This window comes from Streptomyces sp. V1I1 (assembly GCF_030817355.1).
In the GTDB taxonomy this organism is placed as follows: domain Bacteria; phylum Actinomycetota; class Actinomycetes; order Streptomycetales; family Streptomycetaceae; genus Streptomyces.
This window is the reverse complement of the sequence record NZ_JAUSZH010000001.1, coordinates 5,338,953-5,364,998: the sequence shown is the minus strand read 5'-3', so window position 1 is coordinate 5,364,998 and position 26,046 is coordinate 5,338,953. Positions and strand designations below refer to the sequence as shown.

General features: G+C 69.0%; 22 protein-coding genes and 5 pseudogenes. 9 read left to right on the top strand and 18 right to left on the bottom strand.

Annotated elements, in window-relative coordinates; translation table 11 throughout:
* Positions 1 to 281: 281 nt before the first annotated feature.
* Together QFZ67_RS25375 and QFZ67_RS25370 are read left to right on the top strand one after the other, a co-directional pair.
* The gene (locus tag QFZ67_RS25375; protein ID WP_307663379.1) at positions 282 to 1,217 is read left to right on the top strand and encodes a helix-turn-helix domain-containing GNAT family N-acetyltransferase; all 936 of its coding nucleotides are present in this window, start codon (positions 282 to 284) and stop codon (positions 1,215 to 1,217) included.
* Positions 1,214 to 1,984, top strand: a pseudogene (locus QFZ67_RS25370) (sugar phosphate isomerase/epimerase family protein); the annotation flags it as partial. The gene QFZ67_RS25375 and the pseudogene QFZ67_RS25370, both read left to right, overlap by 4 nt.
* Here the strand turns inward: QFZ67_RS25370 and QFZ67_RS25365 are convergent.
* Positions 1,878 to 2,834, bottom strand: coding sequence for an EamA family transporter (locus tag QFZ67_RS25365; RefSeq protein WP_307663378.1), 957 nt, complete (start codon positions 2,832 to 2,834; stop codon positions 1,878 to 1,880). The pseudogene QFZ67_RS25370 and the gene QFZ67_RS25365 sit on opposite strands and share 107 nt — an antisense overlap.
* A gap of 101 nt (positions 2,835 to 2,935) precedes the next feature.
* Here QFZ67_RS25365 and QFZ67_RS25360 point away from each other — a divergent pair, with 101 nt between their 5' ends.
* The 3 genes from QFZ67_RS25360 to QFZ67_RS25350 all read left to right on the top strand — a co-directional run bounded on the left by QFZ67_RS25360 (position 2,936) and on the right by QFZ67_RS25350 (position 6,767).
* Positions 2,936 to 3,835: a LysR family transcriptional regulator gene (locus tag QFZ67_RS25360; protein WP_307663377.1), complete on the top strand. Its 900-nt coding sequence runs from the start codon at positions 2,936 to 2,938 to the stop codon at positions 3,833 to 3,835.
* Positions 3,836 to 4,125: 290 nt separating this feature from the next.
* Entirely contained in the window at positions 4,126 to 5,943 is a 1,818-nt protein-coding gene (locus QFZ67_RS25355) for a glycoside hydrolase family 3 protein (RefSeq protein WP_307663376.1), read from the top strand.
* Positions 5,944 to 6,077: 134 nt separating this feature from the next.
* On the top strand, positions 6,078 to 6,767 hold the full coding sequence (locus tag QFZ67_RS25350; RefSeq protein ID WP_307663375.1) for a hypothetical protein: 690 nt from the start codon (positions 6,078 to 6,080) through the stop codon (positions 6,765 to 6,767).
* A 46-nt stretch (positions 6,768 to 6,813) separates the two neighbouring features.
* Here the strand turns inward: QFZ67_RS25350 and QFZ67_RS25345 are convergent, their stop codons facing one another.
* A complete protein-coding gene (locus QFZ67_RS25345; RefSeq protein WP_307663374.1) occupies positions 6,814 to 8,247 on the bottom strand; it encodes a S28 family serine protease in 1,434 nt (477 codons plus the stop codon).
* A 108-nt stretch (positions 8,248 to 8,355) separates the two neighbouring features.
* Positions 8,356 to 8,700: a hypothetical protein gene (locus QFZ67_RS25340; protein WP_307665955.1), complete on the bottom strand. Its 345-nt coding sequence runs from the start codon at positions 8,698 to 8,700 to the stop codon at positions 8,356 to 8,358.
* Positions 8,701 to 8,807: 107 nt separating this feature from the next.
* Between QFZ67_RS25340 and QFZ67_RS25335 the strand changes: the two are divergent.
* Positions 8,808 to 9,110, top strand: a pseudogene (locus QFZ67_RS25335) (ATP-grasp domain-containing protein); the annotation flags it as partial.
* A 72-nt stretch (positions 9,111 to 9,182) separates the two neighbouring features.
* On the opposite strand, the gene QFZ67_RS25330 reads toward QFZ67_RS25335, so the two are convergent.
* From QFZ67_RS25330 to QFZ67_RS25310, 5 genes and pseudogenes are all read right to left on the bottom strand, one after another.
* Positions 9,183 to 10,451, bottom strand: a complete 1,269-nt coding sequence (locus QFZ67_RS25330; RefSeq protein ID WP_307663373.1) for a hypothetical protein — start codon at positions 10,449 to 10,451, stop codon at positions 9,183 to 9,185.
* 126 nt (positions 10,452 to 10,577) lie between these two features.
* Positions 10,578 to 10,793 carry a hypothetical protein gene (locus tag QFZ67_RS25325; protein WP_307663372.1) on the bottom strand — a complete coding sequence of 72 codons (216 nt, stop codon included), beginning with the start codon at positions 10,791 to 10,793 and terminating at the stop codon, positions 10,578 to 10,580.
* A gap of 213 nt (positions 10,794 to 11,006) precedes the next feature.
* Positions 11,007 to 14,726: an ABC transporter ATP-binding protein gene (locus QFZ67_RS25320; protein ID WP_307663371.1), complete on the bottom strand. Its 3,720-nt coding sequence runs from the start codon at positions 14,724 to 14,726 to the stop codon at positions 11,007 to 11,009.
* An 86-nt stretch (positions 14,727 to 14,812) separates the two neighbouring features.
* The gene (locus tag QFZ67_RS25315) at positions 14,813 to 15,781 is read right to left on the bottom strand and encodes a serine hydrolase (RefSeq protein ID WP_307663370.1); all 969 of its coding nucleotides are present in this window, start codon (positions 15,779 to 15,781) and stop codon (positions 14,813 to 14,815) included.
* A 92-nt stretch (positions 15,782 to 15,873) separates the two neighbouring features.
* Positions 15,874 to 16,560 (bottom strand): annotated as a pseudogene (locus QFZ67_RS25310) (esterase-like activity of phytase family protein); the annotation flags it as partial.
* Between the two features lie 78 nt (positions 16,561 to 16,638).
* Here QFZ67_RS25310 and QFZ67_RS25305 point away from each other — a divergent pair.
* Positions 16,639 to 17,145: a hypothetical protein gene (locus QFZ67_RS25305; protein ID WP_307663369.1), complete on the top strand. Its 507-nt coding sequence runs from the start codon at positions 16,639 to 16,641 to the stop codon at positions 17,143 to 17,145.
* Between the two features lie 845 nt (positions 17,146 to 17,990).
* Here QFZ67_RS25305 and QFZ67_RS25300 read toward each other — a convergent pair.
* The 9 genes from QFZ67_RS25300 to QFZ67_RS25260 all read right to left on the bottom strand — a co-directional run bounded on the left by QFZ67_RS25300 (position 17,991) and on the right by QFZ67_RS25260 (position 24,761).
* Positions 17,991 to 18,113, bottom strand: a complete 123-nt coding sequence (locus tag QFZ67_RS25300; RefSeq protein ID WP_307663368.1) for a hypothetical protein — start codon at positions 18,111 to 18,113, stop codon at positions 17,991 to 17,993.
* A 4-nt stretch (positions 18,114 to 18,117) separates the two neighbouring features.
* The gene (locus QFZ67_RS25295) at positions 18,118 to 18,807 is read right to left on the bottom strand and encodes a contact-dependent growth inhibition system immunity protein (RefSeq protein WP_307663367.1); all 690 of its coding nucleotides are present in this window, start codon (positions 18,805 to 18,807) and stop codon (positions 18,118 to 18,120) included.
* Between the two features lie 12 nt (positions 18,808 to 18,819).
* A complete protein-coding gene (locus tag QFZ67_RS25290) occupies positions 18,820 to 19,125 on the bottom strand; it encodes an RNase A-like domain-containing protein (RefSeq protein WP_100111247.1) in 306 nt (101 codons plus the stop codon).
* A 10-nt stretch (positions 19,126 to 19,135) separates the two neighbouring features.
* Complete coding sequence (locus QFZ67_RS25285) at positions 19,136 to 19,741, bottom strand: hypothetical protein (protein ID WP_307663366.1); 606 nt, start codon at positions 19,739 to 19,741, stop codon at positions 19,136 to 19,138.
* A gap of 11 nt (positions 19,742 to 19,752) precedes the next feature.
* On the bottom strand, positions 19,753 to 21,501 hold the full coding sequence (locus QFZ67_RS25280) for an RNase A-like domain-containing protein (protein WP_307663365.1): 1,749 nt from the start codon (positions 21,499 to 21,501) through the stop codon (positions 19,753 to 19,755).
* The gene (locus QFZ67_RS25275) at positions 21,501 to 21,803 is read right to left on the bottom strand and encodes a WXG100 family type VII secretion target (RefSeq protein WP_307663364.1); all 303 of its coding nucleotides are present in this window, start codon (positions 21,801 to 21,803) and stop codon (positions 21,501 to 21,503) included. Before QFZ67_RS25275 ends, QFZ67_RS25280 begins: the two co-directional genes overlap by 1 nt.
* A gap of 40 nt (positions 21,804 to 21,843) precedes the next feature.
* Positions 21,844 to 22,248, bottom strand: coding sequence for a WXG100 family type VII secretion target (locus QFZ67_RS25270; protein WP_307663363.1), 405 nt, complete (start codon positions 22,246 to 22,248; stop codon positions 21,844 to 21,846).
* A 796-nt stretch (positions 22,249 to 23,044) separates the two neighbouring features.
* Complete coding sequence (locus QFZ67_RS25265; protein ID WP_307663362.1) at positions 23,045 to 23,335, bottom strand: ATP-binding protein; 291 nt, start codon at positions 23,333 to 23,335, stop codon at positions 23,045 to 23,047.
* A 241-nt stretch (positions 23,336 to 23,576) separates the two neighbouring features.
* The gene (locus tag QFZ67_RS25260) at positions 23,577 to 24,761 is read right to left on the bottom strand and encodes a helix-turn-helix transcriptional regulator (RefSeq protein WP_307663361.1); all 1,185 of its coding nucleotides are present in this window, start codon (positions 24,759 to 24,761) and stop codon (positions 23,577 to 23,579) included.
* A 134-nt stretch (positions 24,762 to 24,895) separates the two neighbouring features.
* Between QFZ67_RS25260 and QFZ67_RS25255 the strand changes: the two genes are divergently transcribed.
* Together QFZ67_RS25255 and QFZ67_RS25250 are read left to right on the top strand one after the other, a co-directional pair.
* Entirely contained in the window at positions 24,896 to 25,453 is a 558-nt protein-coding gene (locus QFZ67_RS25255; protein WP_307663360.1) for a flavoprotein, read from the top strand.
* Positions 25,454 to 25,471: 18 nt separating this feature from the next.
* A pseudogene (locus tag QFZ67_RS25250) lies at positions 25,472 to 25,714 on the top strand (DUF4291 family protein); the annotation flags it as partial.
* Between the two features lie 7 nt (positions 25,715 to 25,721).
* Here the strand turns inward: QFZ67_RS25250 and QFZ67_RS39150 are convergent.
* Positions 25,722 to 25,913, bottom strand: a pseudogene (locus QFZ67_RS39150) (sulfatase-like hydrolase/transferase); the annotation flags it as partial.
* Between the last annotated feature and the right edge of the window lie 133 nt (positions 25,914 to 26,046).

The following is a 26,046-nucleotide window of genomic DNA, read 5'->3' as shown; positions in this document are numbered from 1 at the left end:
GACGAAGAGAACCGTAGCGCTCATAGCCGACGTATGAGGAGATGTTGTGAAGACTGGAGCGAATGAGAAACGGGGATCCTTCTGACCTAGGGCAACCCGGGACGGCCTACCGGGAGAGCGAGAACACCAGTTGGCGCGGCCGCCGCGACCGTGAACGACAAGGTGGCCACCAGCCCTTGCCGGGGCCCGAACCCCGCCATACCGTTGACTCAGTCAAGGGTAGAGCCCGGAGTAAGTAGCCCAGAGTAAGCAGCCCGGAGTGACCCAGCCCGGAGTAGCTCATGCCGATCCATGAAATCCGCGCGTTCAACCGCTTCTACACCAACCTCATCGGCGCGCTCGACTACAGCAAGCACCTCTACACCCCGTACACCCTCACCGAGTCGCGCGTCCTGTACGAACTCGCCCACAGCCCCCGTACCGACGCCGCCGACCTGCGCGCCGAACTCTCCCTCGACGCCGGGTACCTGAGCAGGCTGCTCGCCAAGTTCGAGCGGGACGGGCTGGTCGGGCGGGCGCCGTCCGAGGTGGATCCGCGGCGGCAGCGGATCACCCTCACCCCCCGCGGGCGCGAGGCCGCCGCGCTGCTGGACGAGCGGTCGCGGGAGGCCGTCGGGGCGCTGCTGGCCAAGGTGGCGACGGACGAGCGGCCGCGGCTGGTCGAGGCGATGCGCACCGTGCGCGAGATCCTCTCCCGGTCCCGGACTGCGCACCGCGAGGGACCGGTGGTGCGCGAGCCCGGGCCCGGCGATCTGGGGTGGGTCGTGCAGCGGCACGGTGCGCTGTACGCCGCCGAGTACGGCTGGAACGCCGACTTCGAAGGGCTCGTCGCCCGGATCGTCGCGGACTTCGCGCAGGACCACGACCCCCATCTGGAGCGGGTGTGGATCGCCGAGCTGGACGGGCGGCCGGTCGGGTCGGTGATGTGTGTACGGGACGACGCGCCGGCGACCGCGCGGCTGCGGCTCCTGCTCGTCGAACCGGAGGCGCGCGGTCACGGACTCGGCGACCGACTCGTGAGCACTGTCGTGGATTTCGCGCGCGATGTGGGGTACCGAGAACTGGTGCTGTGGACCAATGACGTACTGACCGGGGCCCGCCGGATCTATCAGCGGGCCGGGTTCACCCTCGTCGCCGAGAAGCCGCACCGCTCGTACGGAGCGGATCTGGTCGGCCAGGACTGGCGGCTGCCCCTGCAGGAAGGAACGGTCAAATGAGGTTCGCCTTCTCGACGCTCGGCGTGCCGGGCATGCCCGTCGCGGATGTGGTCGCGCTCGCCGCGGACACCGGCTATCAGGGGGTCGAGCTGCGCGCCGACCCCGAGGAGCCGGTGCATCCGGGGATCGGAACGCGGGAACGGGCCGCTGTGGTGGCGGAGTTCGAACGCGCGGGCGTGGAGATTCTCACCGTGTGCGGGTACACCGGCGTCGCGGCTCCCGGCGACGACGCTCCGGTGTACGAGGAGCTCGACGAACTCCTCCGGCTGGCGAAGGACTTGGGCGCGCCGAATGTACGCGTCTTCCCCGGCGGGGGCGACCAGGACCCGGCCGAGGCGGAGGCCACGGCCGCCCGCCGGCTCGGAGCCGCCGCCGAGACCGCGGCCGGACTCGGCGTACGGATCCTGCTGGAGACCCACGACTCGCACCGTACCGGCGCCGATGTCTCCCGCATCCTGGGCCCCGTCGGCCACAAGCACGCGGGCGCGATCTGGGACGTGGTGCACCCGTGGCTCGACCACGAGGAACCGGCGGCGGCGCATGCGGCGCTCGCTCCCTTCCTCGGCTATGTCCAGGTCAAGGACGTCGCATCGCGCGACGACCTCGCGCCGCTGCCGCTGGGCGCAGGCGTACTGCCGCTGGCCGAGTGCCTGGCGACGCTCACCGAGGAGACGTGGCTGTGCTGGGAGTACGAGAAGCGCTGGCATCCGGAGGCAGCTGACCTGCCGGGGCTACTGGTTCCGGGACGGGAGCACCTGGAGCGCCTGCTCGCGACAGTGAGGTGAGTGCCACCCCGCCGACCAGCAGCGCTGCCGCGCCCCAGCGCAACGGGCTCACCGACTCGTCGAGCAGCAGGGCCGCCGACGACATGCCGAAGACCGGCACGAGCAGTGAGAAGGGGGCGACGGCGGAGGCGGGGTAGCGGCGCAGCAGGAAGCCCCAGGCGCCGAAGCCGAAGACCGTCGCGCCCCAGGCGACGTAGACGATCGCGCCGGCGCCGCTCCAGTCCAGGGCGCGCAGCGCTTCCAGATCGGCCTGCGGGCCTTCGAAGAGCAGGGAGAGCGCGAGCAGCGGCAGTACGGGGACGGTCGAGACCCAGATCATGAAGTTCAGTGCGTCCGGCGGGGACGCCTTGCGGGTCAGCACATTGGACACGCCCCAGCAGGCCGCGGCCGCGATGACGAGCAGGAAGGCGAGGACGGGGCCCGAGGTCCCTTCGTCGACCGCGGCGAGGGCGATGCCGCACAGGGCGACCGCCATGCCAAGGACCCGTACCCTCCCCGGCCGTTCGCTGAGGACTACAGCGGCGAACAGGGCCGTGAAGACCGCCTGGATCTGCACGACGAGCGAAGACAGCCCGGCCGGCATCCCGCGGTCCATGCCGATGAACAGAAGTCCGAACTTCGCGACACCCAGCGCCAGTCCGACGCCGATCACCCACTTCCAGGCGACTTTCGGACGGCCCACGAAGAAGACCGCGGGCAGCGCGGCCACCAAGAAGCGCAGGGCGGAGAAGAGCAGCGGCGGGAAGTGGCCGAGCCCGAGCTCGATGACGACGAAGTTCACTCCCCAGACCGCGGCGACCAGGACGGCGAGTGCGATGTGTACGGGACGCATGTACCGAGGATCACCGGCCTCGACCATGTAGCACCAGCACGGATTTCTTCATGGTGGAATTGAGCGTTGCTTACGAATGCCCGAAGAAATGGAGGTCGGCCATGCTCGATCTGGGACGACTGCGCGCACTGCACGCCGTCTCCGTCCACGGTTCCGTGGCCGCCGCGGCCATCGCCCTCGGGTATACCCCGTCCGCCGTGTCGCAGCAGATCACCAAGCTGGAGCGGGAGACGCGTACGCCCCTGCTCGAACGGCGGGGACGGGGTGTCGCGCTCACCGACGAGGCGCGTCATCTGGCCGCCACCGCACAGGAATTGCTCGCCATCGTCGAGCGCGCCGAGACCACCCTGGAGGAGCGCAGGGGTCAGCCGACCGGCCGGCTCACCATCGGCGCGTTCGCCTCGGCGGCCCGTGGACTGCTGCCCGGCGTGCTCGCCGAACTCGGCCGGAGGCATCCGGGGCTCGACGCCCGGATGACGGAGGTCGACCCGCATCTCTCCATCGACCTGGTGGCCCGCGGGGTGATCGACCTGGCCCTGGCGCACGACTGGGACATCGCGCCGCTGCCCGCTCCCGAGGGCGTGGAACAGGCCGTCATAGGCGACGACCTGTGCGATCTCCTGGTGCCGGAGGGGCATCGGCTGGCGTCGCGCGTGTCCGTGCGCCGCGAGGATCTGGCGGGGCAGCGGTGGATCTGCCAGCCGCCGGGCACGGTCTGCCACGACTGGCTGGTCCGTACGCTGCGGGCGGCCGGCTGCGAGCCCGATCTCGCCCACCAGGCCGAGGAGTACCACACCCAGCTCGCTCTGGTCGCGGCCGGGCTCGGCATCGCCTTGATCCCGCGGCTCGGCCGCGGCCCGCTGCCTGCCGGGGTGGTGGCTCTCGCCCTGGATCCGGTGCCGAAGCGACGGCTGTACGCGCTGTGGCGCACGGGCGCGGCGCGCCGCCCCGCGATCACGGCGACGGTGGAATCGCTCCAGCGCCACTGGCCGGGCGCGTGAGCCGCGCGGCGGATGCGGGGGGCGGGTCCGGGTGCGGGTCCGTCGGGCGGTGCGCACCCGGGACCGCCATCGCGTCCGGGCCGCCCGCGCCCGGGCCGGCCGACCGTCACCGCGTCCGGCACCGTCGCCGTCACCGCCACCGCCACCGCCACCGCGTCCGGGTGACCTTTCGCGTGCCGCGCGTGCTTTCTGTTGCCACACCCTTGACCTGGCAGTAACTTTCCGGCTATCCGTGAATCCTTGGAAGTTTCCTTCAACTCCCTTGTCGAGCAAGGCCGGAAGGAGCACCCATGCACGACCGGAGCCTCTCCAGACGCACCCTCCTCACCGCGACCGCCGCGACCGCCGTCGCGGTCGGCGCCGTAGCCACCGCGTCCCCCGCCCTCGCCCACCCCTCCCACCGCGACCGTCTCAAACGGCTGATCTCCCGGATGAGCCTCGAGGAGAAGGTCGGCCAGCTTTTCGTGATGCGGGTGTACGGGCACTCCGCCACCGCTCCCGACCAGGCCGACATCGAGCTCAACCTCAAGGAGATGGGCGTCCGTACGGCCGCCGAGCTGGTCGCCGCGTATCACGTCGGCGGGATCATCTACTTCTCCTGGGCGCACAACACCCGCGATCCGCACCAGATCGCCGATCTGTCCAACGGCATCCATCGCGCCGGGCTCGCCCAGTCCACCCCTGTACCGCTGCTGATCTCCACCGATCAGGAGCAGGGCATCGTCGCCCGGGTCGGCAAGCCCGCCACCCTCGTGCCGGGCGCGATGGCGCTGGGGGCGGGCGGGTCACGGTCCGACGCCCGCAGCGCCGCGCAGATCGCCGGGGCCGAACTGGCCGCGATGGGCATCCTGCAGAACTACGCCCCGGTCGCCGACGTCAACGTCAATCCCGCCAACCCGGTCATCGGCGTACGGTCCTTCGGCGCCGACCCGGAGGCGGTCGCCCGCCTGGTCGCCGCGCAGGTCAAGGGTTACCAGGGCGCGGGCATCGCGGCGACCTCCAAGCACTTCCCGGGGCACGGTGACACCACCGTGGACAGTCACACCGGCATCCCCGTCATTACGCACACCCGTCAGCAGTGGGAGGAGATCGACGCCCCGCCGTTCCGGGCCGCGATCGCCGCCGGCATCGACTCGATCATGACGGCGCACATCCAGTTCCCGGCTCTGGACCCGAGCAATGACCCGGCCACGCTGTCCCGCCCCATCCTCACCGGCATCCTGCGCGAGGAGCTCGGCTACAACGGGGTGGTCGTCACCGACGCGCTCAATATGCAGGGCGTGCGCGACAAGTACGGAGACCACCGGGTGCCGGTGCTCGCGCTGAAGGCGGGCGTGGACCAGCTGCTCAACCCGCCGGACCTGGCCGTCGCCTGGAACGGCGTCCTCAGCGCCGTCAAGAGCGGCGAGATCAGCGTGGCACGCATCGACGAATCGATCCTGCGCATCCTCTGCCTCAAGGAGCGACTGGGCCTGTTCCGCGACCCGTTCGTCTCCCACCGGCGTCTCGATCGCACCGTCGGCGTCGGCGCCCATCTCGCAGCCGCCGACCGGATCGCGGAGCGGACGACGACCTTGCTGGTCAACGAGGGCGGGCTGCTGCCGCTGAGTCGGCGCACGCAGCCGCAGCTCCTGGTGGTCGGCGCCGACCCCGCCTCGCCGACCGGGACGACCGGGCCGCCGACCGCCGTACTGGCGAAGGCCTTCACCGAACTGGGCTTCACCGCGACCGCGCTGTCCACCGGCATCACCCCCACCGCGGCGAAGATCGAGGAAGCGGTGGCGGCGGCGGGCGGCAAGGACGCGGTGATCGTCGGCACGTACAACGTCTCGGCGACCAGCCCTCAGCGCACCCTGGTGGCACGGCTCGCCGTGACGGGGGTGCCGGTCGTCGCGCTCGCCATCCGCAATCCGTACGACATCGCACGGCTCGACGGCGTACGCGCGGCGCTCGCCGCGTACTCCTGGACCGATGTCGAACTGCGCGCCGCGGCAAGGGTGATCGCGGGCCGTGCCGAGCCCGAGGGGCGGCTGCCCGTGCCCGTGCAGCGGGCCGACGATCCGGCCCAGGTGCTGTATCCCATCGGCCACGGATTGTCGTTCGGCTGACGTAACCGACCCGTCCCGCGCCACCGGCGCACTCCCCCCAATTGTCCCGAAACACTCCGCGCGTCTGGCGTGTGCCCGCCTCGGCGGGCCACGCTGGACCAACCGGCCGGGGGGCCGGGGCTCGGGGGGTCCGGATGGGCACACAGCGGCGGTCCGCCGGGGCGGTGAACGCCCTGGTACTGGTACTGGCACTCGCGCTGGCGTCGGCGCTCACCGTCGGCTGCCAGCAGGCGACGGGACGCGCCACAGCGGCCGGCGGCAGCGCCTGGAGCCCCACCGCCACGCCCTTCGGGTACGGCCCGGTCTTCCTCGGCCCCGGCGACTGCGGCTCGCGCGGCCGTGACGTCCAGGAAGTGCCCTGCACCAGTGAGAAGGCGGCGGCCCGGGTGATCGCCCGCCACGAAGGCCGGTACGAAGGCGCATACGGGGCCGGAGACGGGGGCGGAGACGGGGGGCGGCCCGCGAGCGGCCCCGCCTGCCCCGCGGTCACCGACTTCGTGCTGCACATCTCCGAGAGCCGTCCGGCGGCCGACGAGGACGGCGACGGCGAGGTGGGCCGTGGCTACGCCTGTATGCGCAGTCTGGAGCCTCCGCATCCGGGCGACCCGGGCGAGGGCGGCGGCCCGCACACCGTCGTCGGCGACTGTGTGTACAGCGCGAGCAAGGGGCAGGTGAAGGAGACGGCCTGCGACGGATCGGGCGCGCGGGCGCCGGAGTTCGAGGTGGCGTCGGCGGTGCGGAGCAGGGCGCAGTGCCCGCCGTCGACAGCGCTCTATGTGCGGTTGGGCGGTGACAAGCCGGTGGGCTGCGCCCGCCGTGTATGAGGATCACTCAACGGCGGGCACAGCCCACTCACTACCTTGCGATGGGTTACGGCCGCAGGGCCGGCTCCCGCTCGATGTCCCGCTTGTCGAGCTTCGCGTCGTACTTCGTCAGCGGCTTCGCCTTCTCGGCGTCCTGCTGGACGGCGGCCGGGGCGACGCCCGCCCACTTCAGGATCGCGGCGGTGGCCTTCGCCTTCTGGTCCGGCACCAGGCCGGCGACGTTGGACGAGTGGTTTCCGCCGGGCGCGACGTACACATAGCTGTCACGACTGCCCTTGCCGACCCGGAACGGCTCGGCGCCCCACGGGTCGTTCTCGCCGTAGACGAACATCATCTGGTGGGCGTTGTGCCGGACCCACTTGTCGACGTCGTTCATCACCCACGGCTTGAAGCGCATGGGGATGTCACGCGGCACGAAGTTCCGCGGCGGCTGGTACCCGTACCGGCTCAGCCCGTCCAGATGCGGCTGCCTGATGTCGGGTGAGCCCAGCTCGGTGCCCGCCTGGTAGTAGTACGGCGTGTACGTGCCCAGGCCCTGGTCCGTGTAGAAGGAGAAGCCGGAGATCGCGTCGATGGAGTCGTAGATCTCCTGGTCGGTGGCGGTCGCGGCGGCCGGGATCGACTCGCAGTCGGCGAGCAGGCTGTACTGCCAGAACGCCCAGGTGTAGTCGAGGACCACGGCCTCGTACGCCTTGTCGAGGCTGCCGATGGTCTTGAAGGTGTAGCCCTCGGTGGTCGCGGCCTCCTGGTACTTGGCCTCCAGCGGCGCGCGGCGCACGAGAGCCTCGCGCTGGACCGCGTTGAGCTTGTCCCGGCACTCCTTGGTGCCGACCTTCTCGAGGAACCGGTCGTACGCCGAGTCCTCCTTGTTCACCACGTCGTTGGGGGCGACATACGCGACGACGCCGTCCATGTCCCGGGGGTAGAAGCGCTCGAAGTAGGTGGCGGTCATGCCGCCCTTGGAGCCGCCGGTGGAGAGCCACTTCTTGGCGTAGATCTTCTTCAGCGCCGTGAAAACGCGGTGCTGATCGCTGGCGGCCTGCCAGATGTCCAGCTTGGACCAGTTGGCGGGATCGGGCCGGGACGGGGTGAAGAACCGATACTCCAGGGAGACCTGGTTGCCGTCGATGATCGCCGTCGGCTCACTGCGGCGCGGCGTGGTGCTCACGTTGTAGCCGGAGGTGAAGAAGACGGTGGGACGGTTGGTGTCCTTGTGCAGCAGGGTGATCCGCTGCTTGAAGGAGCCCTTGTCCGGGTGCCGGTGGTCGACCGGCTGCGTGTAGTTGAGGACGAAGAAGCGGTAACCCGGGTACGGCTTCTCCTCGATGAGACTCATGCCCGGTATCGCGAGGATCCGGTCCTTGATGTCCGTGCCGGTCGTCGGCTCCGCGGCGGTAGCCGCACCGGCCGTCGCGCCGGCCGCGCTCACGGTGCCAATGAGCACCACGAGCGACAACAGCCATCTGAGCGCCTTGCGCATTCACCCTCCCCTTGATTCACCAGCGGTCGCGGTGAACCTAGCGGGGGCAATGCCCGGCCCGCCAGCCCCAGTTGGCGTGGGTCTCCGTCAAGTGGGCTCGGAGCCCTGTCAGCAGAGGATCCAGCCGGTCGAGCGCGCGACCCCGGAGACGGCGCCGGTGGCCCGTACGCAACGGTTGAGGGCGTGGACGGTGACGGGGCCGGCGTGACGGGTGAAGGTCCCTCTGTCCCCGGCCGGGTGGCCGCCGCGCGCCTGGAGGGAGACGGACATGGCGCGCCGGGTGCCGGGCGTGTTGGAGACGGTGACGGCGCAGGCGTACTGCCGCTTCTTGTAGACGCGCAGCTCGCCGGTGGCGAACTTGAGGGTCTTCAGCGGCCGCCCGCTGCAGACGGAGACGACAGCGTCGGCGCGCTGTGTGCCCGGGCCTGCCAGGGTGAGGGCGGCCACGGCCATGAGCACGGCGAGGCCCTGCGCGAGCAGCCGCCGCCCTAGCCGCCGCCCCAGTCGCTTGTTCCCCGCCCCACCGAACACTCTTGCGCCCCCTTGTCACAGCTCCGTACATGCGTACGACGCAGGCGGGAGCTGAACGGTTGCGACGCTCACGAATCCGTCACACGGTGGAGGGCTCCTCACAGGTTCGACATCAGGGGGGCGAGCTGTTCATCGTGCGCCAAGATCAGTGCTCGGGACTCTCGTTCTGCCACCTCGGCTCACCGCTTCCGCACAGGTTCTGCGCGACGCCGCTCGCCATCCGCCATCCGCCATCCGCCATCGTCGTGGATGCAGGGACAGCCGATGAACGCTGGTCCGTGATCGAAGCCAATGCGGCCTGGGCGAGCGGCATGTACACCGCCGACCCGCAACGAGCCTTGGCCGTCGTACTCCAAGCCGCCGGGCCGGCCGGCGCCATCACAGGGCGCTGGGTCAGCGCCCGGTCAGCCCACCACCTTGTACAGCATCTGGCCGTCGGGCCCGATGTCGACCAGGCGCAGCGCCGGGTCCTTCGAGGGCGGACCGCCCTCGACGTCCCACCGCAGGAGCCACTTCGCGTTGTAGCGGTGCAGGATGTCGATCTGGTCCTTGCGTGACGTGTCGTGCGCGAAGAAGCGCTCAACGGCGGCGTGCCGCTCCTTCTGGTCCGGCAGGAAGATGTCGTCGAAGCCAGGGGCGACGGTGTAGATGCCGTACGCCGGAAGCACCAGACTGGTGCGGTACGTCGTCATGACGGTGTCGCCGCGCTTCACCGCGCGAGCCACCCACTCGCGGCCCTGCCAGGACGGCCAGGACTTCTCCCGTACGGCCTGGGGCAGTGCGTCACCGATGAAGACATAACCGAGGGCGGTGGACTGGGTCCATGCCCCGAACAGCAGCGCGGCGCCCGTGACCGCCGCGAGGGCATTGCGGGCGAACCTGCTCCCGGCTTCCGCGATCGCGAGGGCGATGGCCAACTGCGCGGGGATGATCGCCGCGGGCAGCGCCCTGCCCCACGACCAGTGGCCGGTGAGACCGCCGGCCGCGACCAACAGCGTGCCCAGCGCGAAGAGGATCACCAGCGGGTCGCGCTTGTCCCGCCGCCACCGGAACAGCAGAGCGACGACCCCGATGAGGGCGAGACCGAAGCGTGCCGGCATATCGCTGTACAGCGACTGATGGATCTCCTCCAGCCCGTCGAAGGCGAACAGCGAGAAGAACGAGTAGTACGGCCACACGGCGATCACCGCGACGCCGAGCACGATGCCCCATCCCAGCCGCAGCCAGGTCTCCTTGGCCGGCCACGGCCGTGCGGAGAGCAGCACGGCCAGAGCCCCCAAGGTCGCGACGACCCCCGAGAACTGGTGGCTGAGCATGATCACAGCCCACATCAGGCCGAGCCCGAGGAAGGCCTTCCAAGACGCCGCCGTGCGCAGGGCCTTGGTGAGCAGTGCCCAGAAGTGGAAGGAGAGCGCGACGACAAAGGTGCTCGGGTACGAGATGACGAGCGCGAGCGAGCCGAGCTCCAGGAAACCGCTCCACGCGAGCAGCGGCGGGCCCCAGAGCAGCAGCAGGCAGAGCACGGCCAGCGCCGGCGCGAGCCGGCGTGTGCTGAGCGTCCGGGTGAAGTGCCGGATACCGGTGAGCAGCAGAGGGAGCGTGATCAGGGCCGCGATCCGCAGCACCGTGAAGGCGTTCGCTCCGGTCGCCTTGGCCACCAGGGCGAGCAGCACGGTCCACGGTGAGCAGTACGGGCTGTCGGTGTCGGCATCGACCTGCGGGCTGCCCGGGTGGAGCAGATCGGCGCGCAGCCGCTCGATCGTCGCGGCGTGGGGGCCGAGGTCGCCGTTCCACGGCAGTCACTGGATCAGCAGAAGCAGAAGCACGGTCAGCAGCAGCACCGCGGACTGTACGACTGCTCGCGCGACGGCGCCGGCGCGAGAGCGGACGGGTTCGGAGGAGGGAGGGACGGGGGCCGGGCGGGGGGTGGCGAGGCCGTGGGAGCGCTGTCGCCACCCCACGGCGGAGGACATGGTTGGCGGCGCCGAAGCGTCATCGATCTTGGGGGTGTTCACGTGCCTGCCCTTCACCGGATTCAGAGCCGCCGTCAGATTGATCCTGGTTTATCAGGCATTCGGCTCCGCCTGGCGGGCGCGGAAGGCGTGTCGCGGCAGTCGGCCAACTGTCCGGTGTGTAAGGCGCCTTCCGTGAGGTTGAGGCAGGCGGGCCGGGTCACACCGGCGCCGCCTCGTCCTCCTTTTATGAAGGTCCGCCAATATCGGGACCCCTCACACGGTGGCGGGCTCGTCCTCCCCTATGAAGGTCCGCCACAGCGTCGCGTACGTGCCACCCAGCGCCAGCAGTTCCTCGTGGGTGCCGTCCTCAGCGACCCGGCCGCCGTCCATCACGATCACCCTGTCCGCGCGTGCCGCCGTCGTCAGGCGGTGGGCGACGACCAGCGTGGTGCGGCGGCCGGTGAGGCGGTCCGTGGCCTGGTTGACCTGGGCCTCGGTGGCCAGGTCGAGGGCCGCGGTCGCCTCGTCGAGCAGCAGGATGTCCGGGTCGACAAGCTCGGCGCGGGCCAGGGCGATCAACTGGCGCTGGCCCGCCGAGAGGTTGCGGCCTCGCTCGGAGACCTCATGGAGGTAGCCGCCGTCGAGGGTCGCGATCATGTCGTGCGCGCCGACGGCGCGGGCTGCGGCCTCCACCTCGGCGTCGCTCGCGCCGGGGCGGCCGTACGCGATGGCGTCCCGGACCGTGCCCGCGAAGAGGTACGCCTCCTGCGGGACGACGCCGAGCCGGTGCCGGTACGCCGTCAGATCCAGCTCGCGCAGATCGGCGCCGTCGGCGGTGACCCGGCCGCTCGTCGGGTCGTAGAACCGCGCGACCAGCTTGACCAGCGTCGACTTACCCGCACCGGTCTCGCCGACGAAGGCGACCGTCTGACCGGAAGGGATGCGCAGATCGATGCCGGTGAGGGCGTCTTCCTCGTCGCCGTAGGCGAAGTCCACGTCCTCGAAGGCGATCTCGCCGCGCAGCGACAGCACATCGAGGGGCTCCTTCGCGGCGGCGGTCGACGTCGGCTCCTGGAGCAGTTCCTGGATGCGCCTGAGCGACACCGTCGCCTGCTGGTAGCCGTCGAAGACCTGGGACAGCTGCTGCACGGGCGCGAAGAACAGATCGATGTACAGCAGATACGCGACGAGCGCGCCGGCGGTCAGGGTGCCCGCCTCGATCCGGCCGGCGCCGACGATCATCACGGCCGCCGCGGCCACCGAGGACAGCAGCTGGACGAAGGGGAAGTAGACCGAGATCAGCCACTGGCCGCGGACCCGCGCCTGGCGGTAGCTGTCGCTGCGGGCGGCGAACCGGTCCGCGCCGTCGCGCTCGCGCCGGAACGCCTGGACGATCCGCAGCCCGGACACGGACTCCTGGAGGTCGCCGTTGACGACGCTGATGCGCTCACGGGCCAGTTCGTACGCCTGCACGCTCTGCTTGCGGAAGAAGTACGTGCCGAAGATCAGTACCGGCAGGGTCGCGAAGACCACCAGCGCCAGCTGTACGTCGATGACGAGCAGGGCGACCATGATGCCGAAGAAGGTGACCACCGAGACGAACGCGGTGACCAGTCCGGTCTGCAGGAACGTGGACAGGGCGTCCACGTCCGTCGTCATCCGCGTCATGATCCGGCCGGTCAACTCGCGCTCGTAGTAGTCGAGTCCGAGTCGCTGGAGCTGCGCGAAGATCTTCAGGCGCAGGGAGTAGAGGATCCGTTCGCCGGTGCGGCCCGTCATCCGGGTCTCGCCGATCTGAGCGGCCCACTGCACGATCACGCTCACCAGCGCGAGCGCGGAGGCCGCCCACACCGCGCCGAGCGCCATCTGGGTGACGCCCTTGTCGATGCCGTGCCTGATCAGTATGGGAAGCAGCAGGCCCATACCGGCGTCGACGGCCACCAGCAGCAGGCTGACCAGCAACGGCAGGCCGAAGCCGCGCAGCAGCCGGCGCAGCCCGTACTCGTGCTCGGGGCGCACGGCGCGGGCCTCGTCGATGGCGGGGGTGCCGTCGGCCGGGGGCAGCGCCTCGACCTGGGCAAGCAGTTCGGGGGTCGCGCCGGGGGCGGCAGACTCCTCGGCGTTCTCCTCGCGCTCCCACAGCCGGGGCGTGATGCCGCGCTCGGCGTCGAACTCGGCGTCCAGCTCGTCCCGTACGGAGTGGTCCTCTTCCGGTTCCGCGGCCGGCAGCGGTGTGTGCCCCGGCGAGACGCCGCCGAGCTCGTCCGGGTCGGTCAGCAGCCGCCGGTAGAGGGCCGAGCGGCGCGTCAGCTCCTCGTGCGTGCCGATGTCGGCGAGCCGTCCGCCGTCCAGCACGGCGATGCGGTCGGCGAGGCCGAGGGTGGAGCGGCGGTGGGCGATCAGCAGGGTCGTACGCCCGGCCATGACCGATCTGAGCGCCTCGTGGATCTCGTGCTCGACGCGTGCGTCGACGGCCGATGTGGCGTCGTCGAGGAGGAGCAGCCGGGGGTCGGTGAGGATCGCGCGGGCGAGCGCGATGCGCTGGCGCTGGCCGCCGGAGAGGGTGAGGCCGTGCTCGCCGACCCTGGTGTCGTAGCCGGCGGGCAGCTCGGCGATGAAGCGGTCGGCCTGCGCGGCGCGCGCCGCGGTCTCGATCTCTTCCTGAGTGGCGTCCGGCTTTCCGTACGCGATGTTCGCGCGCACCGTGTCGGAGAAGAGGAAGCTGTCCTCCGGCACGAGACCGATGGCCGCGCGCAGTGAGTCGAGGGTCAGCTCGCGCACATCGTGACCGCCGACCAGGACCGCGCCGTGCGTCACGTCGTAGAAGCGGGGCAGCAGCAGCGAGACGGTGGACTTGCCGCTGCCGGAGGAGCCGACGACGGCGACGGTCTCGCCGGGCCTGATCTCCAGCGAGAAGCCGTCGAGGACGGGGCGCTCCTCGTCGTAGCCGAAGGTCACATCGTCGAACTCGACGGTGGCGGGGGCGTTTGCCGGGAGCTCCTTCGTGCCGTCCTTCATGGTCGGCTCGGTGTCGATCAGCTCCAGTACGCGCTCCACGCCGGCCCGCGCCTGCTGTCCGACGGTCAGCACCACGGCGAGCATCCGGACCGGGCCGACGAGCTGCGCGAGATAGCTGGAGAAGGCGACGAACGTGCCCAGCGTGATCTGGCCGCGGGTGGCGAGCCAGCCGCCGAGCGCCAGCATCGCGACCTGTCCGAGCGCGGGGACGGCCTGGAGGGCGGGGGTGTACTTCGCATTGAGCTTGATGGTGCGCAGCCGCCCCGCGAAGAGCTTCCGGCTGACCTCGCGCAGCTTGCCGGTCTCCTGGTCCTCCTGCCCGAAGCCCTTGACGACGCGTACGCCGGAGACGGCGCCGTCGACGACGCCCGCGACGGCGGCGGCCTGGCTCTGCGCGTACCAGGTGGCGGGGTGCAGCCGGGTGCGGCTGCGCTTGGCGATGAACCAGAGGGCGGGGGCGACGGCGATCGCGATCAGGGTGAGCGGGAGCGACAGCCACGCCATGATCACCAGGGAGATGAGGAAGAGCAGGATGTTCCCGATGGTCATCGGGAGCATGAAGAGCAGGCCCTGGATGAGCTGAAGGTCGCTGGTGGCGCGGCCGACGACCTGTCCGGTGGACAGTTCGTCCTGGCGGCGTCCGTCGAGGCGGGTGATCGTCCCGTACATCTCGGTACGGAGGTCGTGCTGGACGTCGAGCGCGAGGCGGCCGCCGTAGTAGCGGCGGATGTAGGTGAGGACGTAGACGACGAGGGCGGCGGCGATCAGCAGGCCGGTCCAGAGGGCGAGGGAGTTCGTCCGGTCGCCGATGACGTCGTCGATGACGACCTTGATGATCAGGGGGACGAGCGCCATGACGGCCATGCCGACCAGCGAGGAGCCGAGCGCGAGTACGACGTTGCGCCGGTACCGCCAGGCGTATCCGATCAGCCGCCGCGCCCACCCCTGATCTGCCGACTGCTCTGCCGACGCCACGTGGTGCCTCCCGTTTTGATCTGGTCTACCGGAAGGCACCAACGCGGCGAGCAGCGGATTTCATCCCGCCGCAACAATTCGGTGGTTCAGCGGGTGGCGGGGACCGCATCCCTCGGGGCCGTCTCCGGGGTGCCCGGCAGGGCCTCCTGCGGGACGGCGGGCGGCGCGAAGACCTCGGCCGTCGCGGTGGCCGCGGGGGCCAGGTCCTTGTGGACCGCGCGGGCGACTCTCTGGATGGTGTCGACGCCGTACTGCATGGAGCTGTTGTCGTGCGTCAGCACGGAGATCGTGTAGCTGTGACCGCCGCTGGTGAAGGCGCCCACGCTGTGTACGCGCCAGCCGTGCGTGGCTCGCGAGAGCCAGCCGTTCTTGAGCTGGATGCGGGCGGTGCTCGGGGCGCCGGCCGAGACGCCCCAGCGCTGCGAGGGCACGACCTTGTACATCAGGCCGAGGGTGTAGCCGCGCGAGGCGTCGGTAAGGACGGTGTTCTTCAGGGCCAGCAGATTCAGCAGCAGCATCTGGTCGCCGGCGCTGATCTGGGTGAGGCCCCAGTAGCCGCCCGAGCCGGGGATGGTCCGGGACATCTTGGCGGCGCTGAGGAAGCCCTGGATCTTGGTGACGCCGAGTTGCTTCCACAGCGCGCTGGTGGCGGCGTTGTCCGACTTGGTGATCATGTCGGAGGCAAGCTGCTTCTCGCGGTCGGTCAGCTGACGACCGGTCTTCTGCGCGTCCCACAGGAGCGTCGTAAGGACGGTGACCTTGACGACGCTGGCGGAGTCGTAACGGTCGCCGATCCGCAGCCCGCAGGTGGTGTTGGTGGTGTTGTCGCGCACGGCGACGGCGGTGGTGGAGGCGCGGCCCGCGAGCGAGGCGGTGATGTCCTGGGTCAGCTTGGCGGCGAGTCCCGACTTGCCGGAGGTGCAGCTGACCGTCGGCGTCGCGGCGGCCGCGGGCGTCGCGCCCGCGGCCAGCGGCACGAGCACACCCGCGGCGAGGGCCGCGGCGGCAGCACGGGCGCGCCGGGATATGCGGCCCGTTATTCGGTGGTGAGTCATGGAGGCTTTCCGTCCCCTTTTGCTGAAGGGGGTGCGCTTTTTCAGCGCACCCGCTCCACATGACTCACGAGTGGCCGAAAAGTTGTACGGCGTCAGTGGTTGTACGGGAGCCGGACCGTCAGCCGGTACAGCCGGGTGATCTGGGCGGCGTTCTGGTTGTCGTCGCCGGCGAGCAGGAGCCGGAGCCGGCCGCCGGGGCCGTGCGCAGTGACGGCAAGGGCCTCGATGTTGTCGAGGAGGGGATTGGGCTGGGGCTGCTTGGCGGGCGCGCCGAGGGAGGGGCAGTCGACGAGGTCGGCGAGCAGTGTCTTGCGTACGAGCCGGACGCCTTCCTGCCCTGTGACGTACTCGACATCGCTGACGTCGGAGGCATGCCGCAGGTCGGCGAGGTAGAGCCGGACGGTGTTGCCGACCCCCGCGGTGAACCCGCGCTCGAGCACGAGCAGCCGTCCGTCGCCGGTGGCGGTGGTCTCGCTGATCCCGAGCTTGGCATCGGCTCGATACGCGTACTGCGCGGAGAGCCGGAAGTCATGTTGGGGGATGGCTCGCCGCCAGGTCTGCATCCGTACGATCCCCGTACCGTCTCCGGCGATCGGACTCTCCATGGCGGCGACGAGGGTCCTGCCGCCGGGCTGCAGGGTCAGCCCCTCGAAGGTGAGGTTCCGGGTGGCCCGCCCGGCCGGAGCGACCTTGAGAGCGCCGGGCACGGGCAGCCGGCCGAGGACGGTCCCGTCCCGTCCGTACCGGCGCACGGACGGCTCGCTCTCCGAGGTGAACACGGACCGGGGATAAACCCCACCGCGGACGCTCGTGCAGGCAGGATCGATCCGGCGTGCAACGACTGTGATCGTGGATGCATGGAGATCAGGCAACAGTCACATCGCCGTTCCGCCCGTTCGTTCGTTTCGAAGACCTTGGGCAGGCCCGGCCAGTCGTGGGTCCGGCGGGGGATCACGTTGCTGCCGGTGTCGGCTGCCCTGTTCATGCGCACAGTACCGAGGGGGCGCTTCGCCGACGCACCGGCGGCGCTCCTCGGGATGGGGCTGGGGCTCGTCGCCTGGTTCATCATCCTGATCAGCACACAGGCCGCCGTAAATGGCGCTCTCTACCCGTTCTTGGATGCGCACGACTACCAGAACTCCTGGGGCGGTCCTACCCTGGCGGGTGCCTGGGCAGCACACGCGGCGCTGGCAGTGCCGATTCTCGTGGCTGCCGTATGGCTACTGCGTGGCCTTGTCGCACTCGGCTCCTACGATCAGGAATCGTCCACCGGAGCGAGGTCCCACTGGTGGAGCAGGCCACTCGCCATCCTGTTGGCCGTAGCAGGAGCCGTGCTGTTCGTGGGATGGATCAATCAACTGTGAACCGGACGGCGTGTGGTTCCGGCTCAGGCGTCGCGCCAGTTCAGGGTTGATTCTGCGGCTCATGAGGTCGATCACCCCGAGGTGGCTCATGGCCTCGGAGCGATGGGGGTGGGTCTCGCCCGCACCGCCCTCCAGATGGCTGCACAGCGCACCAGGGGCAGAAACACGGGTTTGCCGGGCCCGGTGGGTCGGGTAAAGCGCTGCAACACCTAAAGGCCGACGGGCGATGGCACGCGAGCCTGCCGCATGCTGTGGTGGTGCCCAGGCCGGCACGTCCGGTGAAAGTGTGCGGACCCCACTGGAACACTGGCCGCATTCCGGTACTGACATCCACGGCTGACTTCAACGACGGCGCATAACCGTATCCGTGAGCGGCCGAGCACGACAGACACAGGCCGGTGCGTGAGGCAGAGGGTCAGCTGTCGAACTTGCAAGGCAGGTCGGCGACGGCGCTCGTGCCAGATTCGTGCCAGATCGAGCGGTCAACCACGGTCAATCGAGGCGTGCCCAGGTGCAGACAGCCGCAGACAGGACGAGCGCCGTTGCTCCACAGTTGACCAGCCCAGACCCGTCCGCGGGCGGCGCCAGGCTTACAGAGCAGATGTCGGCGGTTCGAAACCGTCCGCGCCCACCCCCCGGCACTGGCAGACGAGCCATCCATGCGGGCATGAACATCTGCCGGTAGAAGCCTTCGAAGACGACTGCGACCGTCTGCGCAGCATTTCTTCGGGCATTTCGTCCGAGAACGCGGTCTCTGAGGACTCTGCTGGTGACCGCATGACTTCCTTGATCGTGTTCACCACCTGGCCCTCCCGCCAGGAGTCCACGCCGTGCGCGAGCCGCCGCTACCGCAGCTCCTGCCACTCCAGCGGATCCACCGCCCCCGCGGACCGCCGGGCCTCGGCCGCGCAGCAGGCGAGGTGGTGGAGGGGGCCGGTGGCCAGGGCGAAGTGAGTGAAGACGGGCATGCGGTCAGCCCGCGGCCGGTCCGGGTCCGTAGTACGCCTTGAATCCGCCCAGACAGTCCGCGAGGTGGGCCAGCCAGCCGCTCGGGGAGTACGGCTGGGGCGGGTCGACCTCCATGCCCAGCTGCGCCACCGCGAGGGCGTATTCGGACTCTTCGAGGGCGAGGGCGAGCAGTTCGTGGAGCTCGCCCGTGAGGCGGGCAACCAGCTGCGGGTCCGTGGTGGCGGTGTAGTCGCGTACGGCCGCGTCGTGGTCCGGGAACTCGTCCGGCATGTCCTGCGAGAACCAGCCGCCGAGGAACTGGCCGAGCTCGGGGAAGCGGGCGTGCCACTCCCAGTGGGTGCGAGGGCCGGCCGGGGGCGGGACCTCGCCCTCCTCGATCGACCGCTTCAGGTGATCCGCGATCACGAACAGCCAGTCCTGAATTGCCGATTCAGGCAGGCCGACGTCCGGCACGGGGTAGAACTCACCGAGGCTCAGGCGCAGCCGGCCCGGTGGGTTGCGGGCGTACTCGCGGATCTGCTGTTCGGCCGTGGCCAGGGCCCAGGGGCGGGTGTGCCAGATGTGGCGGAGGTAGGCCTGGAGGGCTTCGCTCGGCTTGTCCGGCTCGTCGTCGGCCGCCATGCCGGTGTACGCGCTGATGACCTGGTCCAACTCGCCGTAGCGGCGGTCGAATTCGAGCGGCTTCATGGACACGGCGTTGGACCTCTACAGGTAGATCGGGACGGTGGTGAGCACGACGAAGCCGTGCGGGCTGTTCGGCTCACGCTTGAGGACGACACGTGCCGCGCGTACATCGACGGGCTCGCGCCCGGCGAGCATCATCGCCTGCAGCAGTACGCGGCCGACGGGCGCCTCACGGGAGGGCCAGGCGGCCTCGATGGCGAGGCGGGCGCGGGTGCCCTGGGCGAGCCAGCGGTGGATCTTCTGCTCGTTGCCGGTCACCACCTGCTGGGTGGCCCAGTGGGCGGTTTCGCGGTCGGGGTAGGTGGCGGATCTGGTGCGTACAGTCATGTCTTCCACTTCAGCTTGCGTCGAACGACCAGATGAGGCCGACTTCCTCACGGGACACCGCGAGAAGGCCGAAGTCCCAGGAGTACTGGGTCATAGGCCAGCAGCCGGTGACCCGTTCGTAGAAGTCGGGGTGGTCGCCGTGGCGGGTGTTCGTGAAGAACTGCGAGCCCTCCGGGAAGCGCGACAGGATCGCCTGCGCGCGTTCCTCCATGCTCGGCCTGCGTTCGGCGAAGCCGTACTGCCGCGACACGTCCATGGCGTCCGTCGCCAGCATGACGAGCAGCCGTACGACGGCGGAACGCGGGATCTCGAACAGCCGGCTGCGCCATTCCGCGGCCCCGGTCTCATCCGTCGGCGGAACCCGGAACGGGAAGGCGGGGTCCTCCTCCAGCTCCTCGTCTCCCTGCTCGGGATCCCTGCCGCTCCAGCCACGGGGATCGGCCACCTCGCGGTGCATCACCGCGGCCACATCGGGCAGCCAGTCCTCGTGGGCGCGCGGGCCGACCGCGACGAAGGAGTACCGGTTGCGGTACATCTCCACAGCCGCCGCCCAGGTCGCGGCATCCAGGGGCAGCTGCGGGCCGTCCTGCCGATCGGGCTCGGTCTCGCTGTCCATCCGGGTCTCCCTCACTTGGGCATCGAGCTGAAGACGACGAACGGCGGATCGAGGCTCGGGTCGTGCATGAGACGCAGCGAGACCCCCTTGGTGTCGCGCACCTCTGTGAGCTGTCCGTCGACCAGAGCCGTGCCGCGCCCGGTCACCGCGTCGCCGGCCAGGGGACCCTGGAGAGGAACGGACGCCGTATTGAATTCCGCGAACGGCTTCGGCGGATTCTCATTGAGCCACTTGTTGATTTCGTCCGTGTTGTCACGTAGAGCGTACTGGGTGTACCGCTGAGCGGATTCCATGTCGGTGTACGTAGATGCGCCCGGGATCTTGGGCGTCCCATCCGCCTTGCTCTCGTCCCTCATCCGCTGGAGCAGTTGCTCGTCGGTCTTCCCCACATGCTTGTCAAGGGTATGGCCATTGCCCACCCCTTCCGCCGCGGCGAGGTCCATCGAGTACATGTAGGGAAACTGGCTCTCCGGCAGCTGCCAGCGGTGCTCCTTCTTGAACTCATTCAGGGAGCGCGCACCGAACCCCTGCGCCCGGGCCCGCTCCGCCTGGAACGTGGGCACGCTCTGCAGCGCCTCGTCGAGCTCGAACTCAAGCATGGCCAGCTTGCCCGCGGCATCGCCGAACGCCTCGAGATAGGCCCCGACCGCCGCGTCCATGGCCGCCTTGTCCATATGGGACCGGAAGGTCAGGACGACCTCCGCGACCACGAGCCCGACCGCGAGTCTGGTGAGCTCGATGGGGTCGAGACCAGACGTGAGGTCCTTCACCGTCTTGTCCGCGGCCTCCTTGGCAAGGCGCGTGGTCGTCTCGGTGGTCTTCTCGCCCAGGTCGGCCAGGTCGTCGAACAGCTTCTGAATCGTGTTCGCGCTCTTGTCGAGGACCTCGATGATCGGGCGTCTCGTAGCGGGGTCGACCTTCCCGAGGGTCTTCCAGCTTCGGGCGCCCTTCTTGGCGGTCACCTCCGCCCGCTGGTCACGTACCTTCCCCCAGGCCGTGGTTCCCCAGATCGTCTGGCAGAAGGCCCTCATCGCGGACTGCCACTCACCATTCCCCGTGGGATCGGTGATGTAGGAGATCGCGTCCGTGAAGCCGTCGGCCGCCTTCTTCACGTCCTTTGAGACATCCCGCCAGGCCCCGGCGATGTCGCGGAACTCGTCTTCCTTGACGCCCGGCGTGATCTCGTGGACGCGGCCGAGTCTCAGCCCTTCGTCGACCACGGGTTTCATGATAAACATGAGGAAGTCCGGGACCTCGCCCAGGATTCCCGAGATCGCCCAGGAATCGTGGTACTCGCCCTCCCCTCGCCAAGTGAGGTCATTGGGCGGGCCGTACGTGGGATCGCTGTCGATCACCGCCGGAGGCTGCTTCTCCTCGGGCGGACTGCCCTTGCCCTTGTTCGCCGCCCAGTCCGCCTGCGCGTAGTTGTTCGCGGTCTGCGTGAAACCCACCGACACCCCGCCCACGGACACCACGCTCTTCGCCCAGAGCTTCACGAACTTCCCGGCGACGATGCCGTACCGGTCGGCGAAGGAGTCCGGACCCCAGCCCGTGCCCGCGGACTGGCTGTACTTGTTCACGCGCTCGATGAACTTCTTCGCGCTTTTGTCGTACGCGAATTGCTCGTCGCGAACGACAAGTGACGTCAAGTAGAGGTGCTTCGGCTGTACGTCGAAGCGCCCGACGCCCTGATTGGGCGGGGCGGTCTTCGCCTGGTCGCGCTCCTGCTTGCGCTGCTTGTCGGAGGGCAGATCGGCCATCAGGCGGCACCCCAGCCCCGGAGCACCGCTTGGTGCGCCGCCGCGTAATTGATCTCGCCGTTGACCACCACGTCGTGCAGCCAGGCCTGCGTGGCCTGCAGATCCGCCGCGGACCGGTCCCACTCGTCCAGCTTGTCGATGAACACCTCGCGGGCTTCGCCCTCCCAGGTCAGGACCACCTTCTCGGCGCGCCGGTAGAGCAGGTCCAGCTGCTCGTTGAGGCGCTTGAGAATGTCCTCGAGATCTCCGGAAAGGTCCTGCAGCGTCGCGAAGTCGACGGTTATGTGGTCGTCGTCCACCATGCTTCCCCCGTTCAGAAGTCGTCAGTTGGCGTATGGGCCCTCAGAGGTCGGAGAGGGTGCTGCGCGGCGCGGCGGGTACCTCTGTGTTCGGCGTCGACAGCGCGTCCGCTTCGCGCTTCACATCCGTCTCGACCTGGATCTTCCGTAGCTGCGCCATGATGTCCAGGTCCTGCTCCGAGAACCCGTCCCGGCTCAATCGCACTGCCTGTTCAACAGCTTGGATGATCATGCGGATACGTACGGCGTCCTCGGCCGCGCCCCGGTGGAGGTCCCGGTAGGCACGGGCGGCCGGCCCCTGCCATCCCGCCTCGATCCGGTCGACGATCGCGTCCATGCGTCTTACCTGCTTGTCCAGGTAGCCCTGCATACCGTCGAGGTCATTGGCCAGGTCCGTCAGCCGGTCGTCCTGCGCCCGAAGTCGTGGCTGTCCGCCTGCGCCACTCATCGCATCCCCCAGTCTGCGGTCGTCAACGCCGCTGCTCCGCTGGTTACTTGACACACCCGGGCCACCGTAACAACTTCACTTCAGACCCTGGCAGCAGCAAATCCTCCATGAATGTGGGGTCGCTCACCCCGCGCGGATCGGTGGATGCCACACCCGATACGGTCGGGGGCCGAGACCGGGACAACTGAAGCCAGCGTTCTCTGTTCCCGGAGGCCGTCTCAATGGGCTGTCCGCACCTGGCGCACGTATCCCGGTCGGGCTCGCTGTCCTCCATGGCCTCTGTGGCGTACTCCTGAGCCTCGTGAACAACGATCCCGAACGCGAATAATCGGTGTTTCATGAGTCGGCACCATTGCTCTCGGCTCGCGTTGCCCGGAAGAACGTGGTCATTACGGCCCGGAAGCCGGTGTGCCCGGAACGGCCCGCATGCCGCAGGCACCACACCTCTGGCTGCTCTTTGCCGTCGGCCGCTTCTGACGACTCCTGGCACGTCGTGCACTCGGCCTCGAAGATCGGGCCACTTCCAGAAGCATCGGGCTGCAACACCCAGTCCACGAAACGCAACACCGTCCGTGCCGCCATCACGTACGCCTTCCTCTCGGCTTGATTCGCAGAGTCCGGCCACGGCGATCCACCGTCAGCGCATCGGCCGCATTCACTCGCAGCGCGGGACCCACCTTGAAAACCAGGACCACCTGTGGACCGCCCGAGGCGTACCGCTCGGAGCGGACCGCCTTGACCTCCCGCCACCGTCCGTGTGCGCTCACCCAGTCCCCACGCCGCACCCGCAGCGCCATCACCCGAGCCATCGCGCCTCATCTCCGTCGGTAGCAGTCACCACGGCCCATACCGACTTGCCGACCCCATCCCGGTCGTCGACACCCCACCGGTCGGCTAGCTCGTCGACGAGGCCAAGGCCCCAGCCGCCGGACTCTCCGGGCAAGCGAGCTGCGGGACGTTCGTCAGCCGCGTCGTGAACCTCGATGCGGACGCCTTCTGCCTCACGCAGATACCGCGTCTCGATCTCGCGCCCCGGCGAAACATGCGCATGCCGAACCGCATTGGTCACTAGCTCAGACAGCACCACCAGTGCCGCGTCCTCGACCGCGTCTAGGCACCAATTGGCAAGCGCCTTCTTTAACTCGGCCGCGCTCTGCCAACGCTTGCAGGATGGCGAGTCCAGCGATGTACCAACGGCTGCTCTTTCGCCTGCATGTCGCCCACCTCGGTTCCGGTGATCGGTAAACCGGCTGTTCAACCATGCTGGCGACACAAGAAGCCCCCGACTTTCACACTTCAGTGAAAGTCGGGGGCCAGGTGTGAGAGTCCTACAGCCCCACCCAGGCGGCCAGGTGATCAAGGGTGTCGGGAGTGCGTCGGGCCAGATGCACCAGACCGCGGATGGTCTCCCGAGCTCCCGCGTGGTATCGGGTCTGCTGTGGAGCCAACCGCCGCGCCGTGATGAGGGACTTCAGCGCAGCCTCGGTGCGGCCGGCCTCCATCTGGACACGAGCCCGGTCCACGTGGAAGTGGGAAGCCCGGGACACCGCCCAGTCATTCGGTATGCGCACCTCTTCGGCTTGGCGCAGTGCTTCACCGAATTCGCCCATCTCGATATGGGCCGACACTGCGTGAACCCTCACATTGGTCGGACCGAACGACAACCACAGCACATCTGCTGCTTCGCCTACACGGGAGGCAAAGGCGCGTGCCTCCGCCAGGTGTGCCGTGACTTCACTGTGGTCATGAGCACGAGCAGCGATGATCGATGCCCCGAGGTGGAGCTGACCCGCCACGGCGAAGCGTTCCCGAGATGACTGGGCCTGCCCCAGAGTGTTTTGGCCAGCCACGATGAGGCGCTGACCGATGGTGTACTCGCCTTCCCGGAAGTACACGAGCGCCCGCATGTACTGGCGGACCGCTGCCAGCAGGGGATCAGAGGCACGCGTAGCGGCCCAGTCCATGCGATCGAGTGCCACGGTGGACAAGTCGTAGTAGCCGAGTTTCACCGTCACGTCGTGAGCAGTGCGATACGTACTGGACAGCGCCGCCCAGAGCTCCGAAGACGGCGCACGGTAGGCGGCAGTGGTGATCTCCCCTATGACATCAGGCAGTTCGAGCGCAGCGTCATGGAGCTTCGTCGCCCGCACCAGGCGGCACAGGTTCTCGGCCGCCGCCACGAGCTGAGGCGTGGGGCGGGGTGTGATCGCGGGATCTGGCCCCAGGTCGTAGAGATCCAGTGCTTCCCTGATGGGCCGGACCAGTTCTGCCAGCCGATCTTGCTGAAGTTCGGTCACGTACGGCTGACCGGTCAGTGACGTGACGTCAACACACAGCACCTTGGCGACCGTGGCGACCAGGTCAGGACTAGCAGGCTTGTGGCCGCTCTCCACCTGAGTGAGCAGGCTGTACGAGTACGGGATCTTCTGAGCCAGCCCGCGCTGGGTCAGCCCGGCTCGCTTGCGGTGGTACGCGATCCGGGTGCCTGTGTGCTCACCTTCGGTGAGAGGCATTGAAGGGGCTCCATTCCGTGGCGCGCTCACGGGAAACGCTACCCGTCCCACCAGTAGGGGGAACGGCGAACCGTCCCCAAGGCCTCAGCTAACTGCGGTTGCGCAAGCCCGAATATTCAAGATGAACTGCGGCCATGACTGCGAACCGAGTCCTGTACTTGCTGGGCAGCGCGGCCCCTCCGGTGCTCAATGTCGCCGGGGTCATCGAGAAAGCCCAGACGGCGGGGTGGGATGTCTGCCTGGGGCTGACACCCACCGCCGCCCGCTGGCTGGACGATCAATTGCCCGCCCTGGAGGAGCTGACCGGACACCCGGTGCGCAGCCGATACAAGCTGCCCAAGGACCCCGACGTGTGGCCGCCGGCGGATGTTGCCGTACTGGCCCCTGCGACGTTCAACACGATCAATCAATGGGCTCTGGGCATCACAGAGAAGTTCGTGGTCGGGTTCGTGGCCGAAGGCACCGGCAAGGGCATCCCCGTGATCACCATGCCCTGCGTCAACGCCGCATACGTGCAGCACACCCAGTTCAACCAGAGCATCGCGACCCTCCGCGCCATGGGCGTCCACGTGCTCTATGGGAAGGGAGGGTTCGTTCCGAACGAGCCGGGGCAAGGCCGACCGGACGCGTACCCATGGTTCCTCGCGATGGCCGCCGCAGAGTCAGTCGTCAGCCGACACGACACGCCGTAACGTGGCCGTCGACCCTATGTGTCCCACTTCAAAAAGGACTATGAACACGACTTGACGTGGATCAAGCCGTCATTCCTCTGGATGATGTATCGCTGCGGGTGGGGCGCCAAGGAAGCCCAGGAAACCGTCCTCGCCGTCGAGATCACCCGTGAAGGCTTCGAGTGGGCGCTGGAGCATGCCTGCCTGGCCCACTACGAGCACGGGCTGCACCCCGACCGCGCTACCTGGAAGCGCCAGTTGAAGCGGGCCCCGGCCCGAGTAGCGGTCATTAGCGCACCATCGCCGCGAACGGCACGTTCATGACGACGGGGTGAGCGATGCCACGGCCGTGGAATCCGTCGTCGCCGAAAGCGTCGCCATGGTCGGCGCACATGATGATCAGCCAGCGTTGCTTCGCGGTCAGAGCGGCGATCAGGCGCCCGAGGTGGTCGTCGGCGTAGGCGAGCGCGGCACGCTGGGACGCGAGTGTTGGGCGGGTAGGGCTACTCGATCGCGCCCCCGGGCACGAGCTCGCTCAAGCCGCGTCCCCCATGTCCTCGTAACTGTCCACGTTCCCCGGCCGTTCAGACATAACCTGGCCCCGCTGCCTCGGG

Coding starts and splice junctions, on each gene's coding strand:
- QFZ67_RS25375 (WP_307663379.1), top strand. CDS start 282: ATGCCGATCCATGAAATCCGCGCGTTCAACCGCTTCTACACCAACCTC.
- QFZ67_RS25365 (WP_307663378.1), bottom strand. CDS start 2,834: ATGCGTCCCGTACACATCGCACTCGCCGTCCTGGTCGCCGCGGTCTGG.
- QFZ67_RS25360 (WP_307663377.1), top strand. CDS start 2,936: ATGCTCGATCTGGGACGACTGCGCGCACTGCACGCCGTCTCCGTCCAC.
- QFZ67_RS25355 (WP_307663376.1), top strand. CDS start 4,126: ATGCACGACCGGAGCCTCTCCAGACGCACCCTCCTCACCGCGACCGCC.
- QFZ67_RS25350 (WP_307663375.1), top strand. CDS start 6,078: ATGGGCACACAGCGGCGGTCCGCCGGGGCGGTGAACGCCCTGGTACTG.
- QFZ67_RS25345 (WP_307663374.1), bottom strand. CDS start 8,247: ATGCGCAAGGCGCTCAGATGGCTGTTGTCGCTCGTGGTGCTCATTGGC.
- QFZ67_RS25340 (WP_307665955.1), bottom strand. CDS start 8,700: ATGGCCGTGGCCGCCCTCACCCTGGCAGGCCCGGGCACACAGCGCGCC.
- QFZ67_RS25315 (WP_307663370.1), bottom strand. CDS start 15,781: ATGACTCACCACCGAATAACGGGCCGCATATCCCGGCGCGCCCGTGCT.
- QFZ67_RS25305 (WP_307663369.1), top strand. CDS start 16,639: ATGGAGATCAGGCAACAGTCACATCGCCGTTCCGCCCGTTCGTTCGTT.
- QFZ67_RS25300 (WP_307663368.1), bottom strand. CDS start 18,113: ATGCCCGTCTTCACTCACTTCGCCCTGGCCACCGGCCCCCTCCACCAC.
- QFZ67_RS25290 (WP_100111247.1), bottom strand. CDS start 19,125: ATGACTGTACGCACCAGATCCGCCACCTACCCCGACCGCGAAACCGCC.
- QFZ67_RS25285 (WP_307663366.1), bottom strand. CDS start 19,741: ATGGACAGCGAGACCGAGCCCGATCGGCAGGACGGCCCGCAGCTGCCC.
- QFZ67_RS25280 (WP_307663365.1), bottom strand. CDS start 21,501: ATGGCCGATCTGCCCTCCGACAAGCAGCGCAAGCAGGAGCGCGACCAG.
- QFZ67_RS25275 (WP_307663364.1), bottom strand. CDS start 21,803: ATGGTGGACGACGACCACATAACCGTCGACTTCGCGACGCTGCAGGAC.
- QFZ67_RS25270 (WP_307663363.1), bottom strand. CDS start 22,248: ATGAGTGGCGCAGGCGGACAGCCACGACTTCGGGCGCAGGACGACCGG.
- QFZ67_RS25260 (WP_307663361.1), bottom strand. CDS start 24,761: ATGCCTCTCACCGAAGGTGAGCACACAGGCACCCGGATCGCGTACCAC.
- QFZ67_RS25255 (WP_307663360.1), top strand. CDS start 24,896: ATGACTGCGAACCGAGTCCTGTACTTGCTGGGCAGCGCGGCCCCTCCG.